This is a genomic window from Tepidimonas sp., assembly GCF_029335975.1.
Classification (GTDB): Bacteria; Pseudomonadota; Gammaproteobacteria; order Burkholderiales; family Burkholderiaceae_C; genus Tepidimonas.
Window position 1 is genome coordinate 1 of record NZ_JARJMT020000059.1, and the last position, 7,742, is coordinate 7,742.

Genomic DNA, 7,742 nt, shown 5'->3' on the forward strand with positions numbered 1-7,742 from the left:
CACACGCCCTGGGGGCCGACGATAGCGATGCGGGTGCGGCCTGCATCATCCTGGAGCAATTTTTGAGGAACCTGCCATGACCACCGATTCCGACCGCGCCGCTGCGGGGGGCGCGGGTGTCCTGCCCTTGGACGCCGAGGCTCTGTATGCCGAGCTGCGCCGGGCCGTCCAGGCCTTGCTGGCCAGTGGGCCGCAGCCCATGCACCTGGTGGGTGTCGTCTCGGGTGGGGCGTGGCTGGCCGCCCGGCTGCATCGCGAGCTGGGTCTGCCCGGCGCGCCCGGCGTCATTGCCGCCACGCTGCACCGCGACGACTACGCCCAGCGTGGCCTGGCCCCAGCGACCGCACAGACCCGCCTGCCTTTCGAGGTGGAGGGTGCGCATGTGCTGCTGATCGACGATGTGCTCTACACCGGGCGCACCTTGCGCGCGGTGCTCAATGAACTGTTCGACTACGGTCGGCCGGCCAGCGTGAGATTGGCGGTGCTGGTGGACCGCGGTGGGCGCGAATTGCCGGTGGCCGCGGACGCCGCGGCCGTGCGGCTGCCGCTGCCCGCACACCAGTCCTTCGAGCTGGTGCAAGGCGCTGACGGGCGTTTTGGCTTCGTGCTGTCGGAGCGTGCCGACCCCCGCCAGCGCTGAACCGCCGGAGCCCCCTGCCATGAAAAACCCCCAACTCAACCGCCATGGCGAGCTGATCCATCTGCTGTCCACAGAGGGGCTGCCACGCGACATCCTGACCCACATTTTGGATACGGCAGCACAGTTCGTCAGCGTCAACGACCGCGAGGTCAAGAAGGTGCCGCTGCTGCGCGGCAAGAGCGTGTTCAACCTGTTTTTCGAGAACAGCACGCGCACCCGTACGACCTTCGAGATCGCCGCCACGCGCCTGTCGGCCGACGTGTTCAATCTGGACATTGCGCGTTCCTCCACCGCCAAGGGGGAGACGCTGCTGGACACCATAGCCAACCTGTCGGCGATGGCGGCCGATATCTTCGTCGTGCGCCACAGCGAGTCCGGCGCGCCCTACCTGATCGCCCAGCATGTCGCGCCGCATGTGCACGTCATCAACGCTGGCGACGGCCGCCATGCGCACCCGACGCAGGGGCTGCTGGATATGTACACCATCCGGCACTACAAAAAGGACTTCACCCAGCTCTCGGTGGCCATCGTGGGCGATGTGCTGCACTCGCGCGTGGCGCGCTCCGACATCCATGCGCTCACCACGCTGGGCTGCCCGGATGTGCGGGTGGTCGGCCCGCGCACGCTGGTGCCCAGCGACCTGTCGCACCTGGGCGTGCGTGTGTGCCATGCGCTGGAAGAGGGCATTCGGGATTGCGACGTGGTGATCGCCCTGCGGTTGCAAAACGAGCGCATGAGCGGCGCGTTGCTGCCCTCCAGCCAGGAGTTTCACCAAAGCTTTGGCCTGACGCCGCAGCGGCTGCGCTGGGCCAAACCAGACGCCATCGTCATGCACCCCGGCCCCGTCAACCGTGGGGTGGAGATCGATTCCAGCGTCGTGGACGGTGCGCAGAGCGTGGTGCTGCCGCAGGTGACGTTTGGCATCGCGGTGCGCATGGCGGTCATGGGCATCATCGCGGGGAACGAGGCATGAAGATACTCATTCGACAGGGCCGGGTCATCGACCCCGCCAGCGGCACCGACCGCGTGGCCGACCTCGCCATCGCTGCAGGCCGCATCATTGGCATGGGCAGTGCGCCGGCCGACTTTGCCCCCCACCGCGTGATCGACGCCAGCGGCTGCTGGGTGCTGCCGGGCTTGGTTGACCTGAGTGTGCGCCTGCGCGAGCCAGGCCAGGAGCACGCCGGCATGCTGGAGAGCGAGACCGCTGCAGCCGTGGCGGGTGGCGTTACCAGCTTGGTCTGCCCGCCGGACACCGATCCAGTGCTCGACGAGCCGGGCTTGGTGGATATGCTCAAGGCGCGCGCCGAAAAGCTGCACCGCGCGCGGCTGTTCCCGCTGGGTGCGTTGACCCGCGGCCTCAAGGGCGAGGTGCTGTCCGAAATGGTGCAACTCACCGAGCGGGGCTGTGTTGGCTTCGGTCAGGCGGACCGACCGATCGTCAACACCCAGGTGCTGCAGCGCGCCTTTCAGTACGCGGCGACTTTCGGCTATACGCTGTGGCTGCGGCCGCAGGAGCCGTGGCTGTCCAAAGGCGTGATGGCCAGTGGGCCGCTGGCGACGCGCTTGGGTCTGTCCGGTGTACCCGCAGCCTCGGAAGTGATTGCGCTGCACACGCTGTTCGAACTGCTGCGTGGTGTCGTCGCGGCGGCGGGCGAGACCTCGGCGACCCCACCCGCACGCTTGCATGTGTGCCGCTTGAGTACCGCGGCCGGTGTGGCCCTGGTGCGCCAAGCCAAGGCCGAGGGTCTGCCCGTGACCGCCGATGTCAGCGTGCACAACCTGCTGCTCACCGACACCGACATCGGCTACTACGACACGCGGTTGCGCCTGCAGCCGCCGGTGCGCCAGCAGCGCGACCGCGATGCCCTGCGTCAGGGGCTGGCCGACGGCACCATCGATGCCTTGGTGTCGGACCACAACCCCGTCTCGGCCGACGCCAAAGCGGTGCCGTTTGCCGAGGCCGAGCCCGGCGCCTCCGCCGTGGAGCTGCTGGCTGGCCTGGCCCTCAAGTGGGCCGAGCAGGACGGTGTACCGGTGGCCCGGGTCGTCGAGGTGCTGACGGCGGGGCCGGCGCGCGTCCTGGGCGCGCAGCTCGGGACGCTGCAAGCCAGCGTGGGCCGGCTGGCCGTGGGCGGCGTGGCCGATGTGTGCGTGTTGGACCCGGCGACCACCTGGCGCTTGGACCCCGTCCGGCTGCGCAGCCAGGGTCGCCACACGCCGTTCGAGGGTCATGCGCTGCCCGCCAGTGTGCGGGCCACGCTGGTTGGTGGGCATGTCGCCTTCGATGCCACGGCCTGAGCCGGTGACGGTGCGACCCGGCCGGTGGGGCCGTGCGCTGTGGCGCGGCGCGCGACTGCTGGCCCATGTGATGGGAGGGCTGTGGACGGTTTGGTGGTATTTCCCGCGCTGGGACGAGGCCACCCGCGCCGCCCGTATCCAGGCGTGGTCGGCGCGGGCGCTGGCCATTTTGGGCGTGGTGCTGCGCACAGATGGCGAGTTGCCCCTCCGCGGCCCGCTGCTGGTGGTAGCCAACCATGTGTCGTGGCTAGACATCTTGGCCATCGATGCCGCTCGACCCTGCCGCTTCGTCTCCAAGTCTGACGTTCGGCACTGGCCCCTGTTGGGGCGACTGGTTGCGGGGGCGGGTACCCTTTTCATCGAGCGCGATCGCAAGCGCGACGCCCTGCGGGTGGTGCACCATTTGGCCGAGCGGCTGCAGGCGGGTGATGTGCTGGCCGTGTTCCCAGAAGGCACCACCAGCGACGGGCGCACCGTGCTGCCCTTTCATGCCAACCTGCTGCAGGCCGCCGTGGCCACAGGCGCGCCAGTGCAGCCCTTGGGCCTGGCCTACCGACCTGCGGCAGCCGGGCCGGATACCCTGGCTCGCCACGACGCCCCGGTATATGTCGGCGATGCCACGCTGATCGCATCGCTTTGGCGCGTGCTCACCGCCACCGATCTGGCCGTGCACCTGCGCTGGGGGGTGCCCCAAACGGCGGAAGGACGCGACCGCCGCACCTGGGCGGCCGATTTGCGCGCCCAAGTCGCTGGGCTGGCCGGATTGCCGCCGCCAGGCGATCTGTCCCCCTGACCCGAAGGAGACGATCTTCGTGATCAAAGACTTCCGTTTTTCATTGATTTTTTCAGCGGTTTGTCTGGGGCTGGCGGCCTGGTGGGGTCTGCAATATCCGATGGGTTTGTGGACGGCGCTGTGGCTCACCGCAGTGCTGGCCATTTTGGAGGTCAGCTTGTCCTTCGACAACGCGGTCGTCAACGCCGGGGTGCTGCGCCACATGAGTCCGCTGTGGCGGCAGCTGTTCCTGACCATCGGCATCCTGATCGCCGTCTTTGGCATGCGGCTGGTGTTTCCTATCATCATCGTCGCGGTGTCGGCCGACATCGGCTGGGGCGAGACGGTACGCTTGGCGTTGCAGCAGCCCGACGAATACTCGCGCGTGCTCACGGGGGTCTATCCAGTCATCTCGGCCTTTGGCGGAATGTTCCTGCTGCTGGTGTTCCTCAATTTCCTGTTCGATCGCAACAAGGAGACGCACTGGCTCGGCCCGCTGGAGCGGCGTATGGTGCGCGCCGCCAAGTTCGACGAGATCAGCGTTTTTATTGCGCTAGGGGTGGTGTTTTCCACCCGTTGGTGGGTGCCCGAGGCGCAGCAAAGCCGGGTGTTCGTCGCTGGCATCGCCGGCGTGTTGCTCTATCTGGCCGTCGATGCCGTGGGCGCGCTCTTTGAGTCCGAGGAGGCGGGCGATGCCGCCGTCGCCGCGATGCACCGCTCGGGTTTCGCCAGCTTTTTGTATCTGGAGGTGCTCGATGCCTCGTTCTCGTTCGACGGAGTCATCGGGGCATTTGCCATCACCAAGGATGTCGTCATCATCATGCTGGGGTTGGCCATCGGCGCCATCTTTGTGCGTTCGATGACCGTGTACCTGGTCAACCGCGGCACGCTGCAGGCCTATGTCTACCTGGAGCACGGCGCCCACTATGCGATCGGTGCATTGGCGGCGATCATGATCCTGGGCACCGTCGTCCATGTTCCCGAGGTGGTCACCGGCTTGATTGGGGTGGGCTTCATCGCGGCAGCGCTCGCCTCGTCGGTGCGTGAGCGGCGACGCCGAAGCAGCCACAGCGGTTGACCCGGCGCTGGACAGCTCCCCGTGCCCGGGGCTGATCATCGCATCGGCCGGCCGGCCTTACGCTCATTGAGCCGCTATCGCGCCAGTTTGGCCGATGGCGTCGCGGCCGTGGGCGAACGGCGCGATTTGGGTGTGGGTGCCGCGGGGCGCGCTGGCGCCAGGGATGCCCGCGCAGGCGACGCCGGCATGCGATCGAGCTGGCCTTCGGTCAGCGTATCGAGCTGAAAGGTGCCGCTCTTGTCCCAAAGCCAGGTGTCGGTGTAAACGACGCTGCCCAGCCGCTGGGGGGCCGGGAAGGGGGCGGCGGCGCGAACCAAACGCTCGATTTCGGCCTTGACATGCGGCACATGATCCGGAGCGCGCATCCATTCGAAGCGCCGCAATTCGCCTTGCGGGCCGATATCGAGCCGCATCACCCCCACCGCCTGGATCAGCGGGGGAAGCTTGCCGCGAAACACCCGATCGCTGTATTGTTCGTACAGATGCTGGGCGCCATCGCGGCGGTAGTCACGCTCGTTGGCTGCGAGTGAGCGCTTGCCCGTAAACGGCGGCGGCGGGTCTGGCTGCGGTGCGGCCGGCTCCGCCACCGCGGGCGGATCGCTGCTCGCCGGCGGCACAGCGGTCTCGACCGCAGGAGGCGGGGGAGTGGCGCAGCCGGCCAGCGCTGCGGTCACCAGCGCCATCCACGACCAGCCGCGCAGCGCACTGCGATGGGGTGGCAGGCGGTGTGGGGACGAATCGAGTATCGAAGCCATCGTGATGTGAGAGCGGTGGCGCGGACCGCCCGATGAGCGCCGCTGCGTGGATTGTGCGCGAACGACTCCAGCCTCGCAACCCTCGGAGGTCCCGGCGAGGGGATGCAGCACCCAGAGCGCGCGATGCGCTAAGATGCCGCGCTCACCCGCGATTTACTGCGTCGCCATGTTCGGTCGCCGTCGCCCCGTGCACATCGGGTTGTCTGCCCGCATCCACCATCCCGAGGTCGGGGCGGCCGGCTTGCGCGCCAAAACCCTGCAGGTGCTGGAGCAGTCCGTTGCGCAGTGGGCAGCGTCGCGCGACACCCTGGTGCTGATGATTCCCTCGGTGTTGCAGGACGGCGCATTGCAGCGCAGCAGCATTCGGGTGCGCGACTATGCCGATTACCTCGATGGTCTGATCCTGCAGGGCGGCGCGGACGTCAGCCCGCGCGCCTATGGCGAAGAGCCCCTCAAGCCCGAGTGGGCTGGCGACCCCGTGCGCGACGCCTACGAGTTGGAGCTCGTGCACGAATTTCTCGAGGCTGGCAAACCCATCCTGGGGATCTGCCGGGGGATGCAGTTGATCAATGTGGCCTTCGGCGGCAGCCTGGTGCAAGACATCCCGACCCTAGTGCCTGGCGCTATCGCCCACGAAACCCCGCACTACGACCGCCACCGGCATGCCGTCATCCTCTCCCCCGGCGGACGGCTGGAGCAGTGGAATGGTCGACTGCCTGGCCGCCAGGTTGCCTCCATCCACCACCAGGCCGTCAAGCGGCTGGGGCGCGATTTGGTGGTCGAGGCCACGGCGCCGGACGGGATCATCGAGGCCCTTCGCTACCAAGGGCGGGGTTTTGTTTTCGGGGTGCAGTGGCATCCGGAGTTTCACACCCCGGGGGATGAGGATCAGCTCGATCCGACCCCGATGCTCGATGCGTTTTTGGAGGCGGCGCGGCGCTGAGCTCTGCGCCCGGCGGCCCAGGCCCGGCGAATGGCCATGTCGTTGGCCCCCAGGGCCGCAGCGAGACCCGCCCTACAATCGCGAGCCTCGCCGCTTGGCGTCTGTTTGCGCATCCCCCTGTCGTGAATTCCATTGACGCGTCGTCTCTTGTCGCTGCCCGCCGCATCCCCCCCCTGTTGTTGTCGGGGCTGGAGCCCCTGGTCATCGGGGAGGGCAGCCTCTTCGTCAACATCGGCGAGCGCACTAACGTCACCGGCTCCAAGGCCTTCGCGCGCATGATTCTGGAAGGCCGCTACGAGGATGCCTTGGCCGTGGCGCGCCAGCAGGTGGAAAACGGCGCGCAAATCATCGACGTCAACATGGACGAGGCCATGCTCGACAGCAGGGCCGCGATGGTGCGTTTCCTCAACCTGATCGCCAGCGAGCCCGACATCGCGCGCGTGCCGATCATGATCGATTCCTCTAAGTGGGAGGTGATCGAGGCGGGCCTCAAATGCATCCAAGGCAAGGGGATTGTCAACTCCATCAGCCTCAAGGAGGGAGAGGCCGAGTTTAAGCGCCAAGCCCGACTGATCCGCCGCTACGGCGCAGCCACGGTGGTGATGGCCTTTGACGAGCAGGGTCAGGCCGACACCTTCCAGCGCAAGATCGAGATCTGCGAGCGCGCTTATCGCATCTTGGTCGATGAAGTGGGCTTCCCGCCCGAAGACATCATCTTCGACCCCAACATCTTTGCCATTGCTACGGGCATCGAGGAACATGACAACTACGCGGTGGACTTCATCGAGGCCACGCGCTGGATCAAGCAGCATCTGCCTGGGGCCAAGGTCTCGGGCGGGGTGAGCAATGTGTCGTTCAGCTTCCGCGGCAACGAGCCGGTGCGCGAAGCCATCCACACCGTGTTTCTGTACCACGCTATCCGCGCGGGCATGGACATGGGCATCGTCAACGCGGGTCAAATCGGCGTGTACGACCAGCTCGACCCCGAGTTGCGCGAGCGGGTGGAGGATGTCGTGCTCAACCGACGCCCCGTCTATCGCGAGGGCGAAGACCCCCAGCAGACCCCGACCGAGCGGCTGTTGGCGATTGCAGAGCGGGTCAAGGGGGAGGCCAAGGACGACAGCACCCGGCTGGCCTGGCGCTCGCTGCCCGTGGAGGAGCGCCTGACGCATGCGCTGGTGCATGGCATCACCGACTTCATTGTGGAGGACACCGAGGCCATGTGGCAGCAGATCCGTGCCCGGGGTGGCCGG

The 7,742-nt window shown here is 67.3% G+C and carries 8 protein-coding genes; 7 read left to right on the forward strand and 1 reads right to left on the reverse strand.

Annotated features, from left to right (window positions below):
* Positions 1-76: 76 nt before the first annotated feature.
* The 5 genes from pyrR (at position 77) to P3W97_RS03180 (ending at position 4,791) form a co-directional block, all read left to right on the forward strand.
* Positions 77-640, forward strand: coding sequence for a bifunctional pyr operon transcriptional regulator/uracil phosphoribosyltransferase PyrR (pyrR, locus tag P3W97_RS03160; RefSeq protein ID WP_300843710.1), 564 nt, complete (start codon positions 77-79; stop codon positions 638-640).
* A gap of 19 nt (positions 641-659) precedes the next feature.
* Positions 660-1,613 (forward strand): aspartate carbamoyltransferase catalytic subunit, encoded by a 954-nt coding sequence (locus tag P3W97_RS03165; protein ID WP_300843712.1) that lies wholly within the window; start codon positions 660-662, stop codon positions 1,611-1,613.
* Positions 1,610-2,941 carry a dihydroorotase gene (locus P3W97_RS03170; RefSeq protein ID WP_300843714.1) on the forward strand — a complete coding sequence of 444 codons (1,332 nt, stop codon included), beginning with the start codon at positions 1,610-1,612 and terminating at the stop codon, positions 2,939-2,941. Before P3W97_RS03165 ends, P3W97_RS03170 begins: the two co-directional genes overlap by 4 nt.
* A gap of 70 nt (positions 2,942-3,011) precedes the next feature.
* On the forward strand, positions 3,012-3,734 hold the full coding sequence (locus P3W97_RS03175; protein WP_300843719.1) for a 1-acyl-sn-glycerol-3-phosphate acyltransferase: 723 nt from the start codon (positions 3,012-3,014) through the stop codon (positions 3,732-3,734).
* 19 nt (positions 3,735-3,753) lie between these two features.
* Complete coding sequence (locus tag P3W97_RS03180) at positions 3,754-4,791, forward strand: DUF475 domain-containing protein (protein ID WP_367184583.1); 1,038 nt, start codon at positions 3,754-3,756, stop codon at positions 4,789-4,791.
* A gap of 74 nt (positions 4,792-4,865) precedes the next feature.
* On the opposite strand, the gene P3W97_RS03185 is transcribed toward P3W97_RS03180, so the two are convergent.
* On the reverse strand, positions 4,866-5,546 hold the full coding sequence (locus P3W97_RS03185; protein ID WP_300843715.1) for a hypothetical protein: 681 nt from the start codon (positions 5,544-5,546) through the stop codon (positions 4,866-4,868).
* 166 nt (positions 5,547-5,712) lie between these two features.
* Here P3W97_RS03185 and P3W97_RS03190 point away from each other — a divergent pair, with 166 nt between their 5' ends.
* Positions 5,713-6,489, forward strand: coding sequence for a gamma-glutamyl-gamma-aminobutyrate hydrolase family protein (locus P3W97_RS03190; protein ID WP_367184584.1), 777 nt, complete (start codon positions 5,713-5,715; stop codon positions 6,487-6,489).
* A gap of 122 nt (positions 6,490-6,611) precedes the next feature.
* Positions 6,612-7,742, forward strand: a 1,131-nt coding sequence (locus P3W97_RS03195) for a dihydropteroate synthase (RefSeq protein WP_300843717.1), incomplete at its 3' end; no start/stop codon positions are given.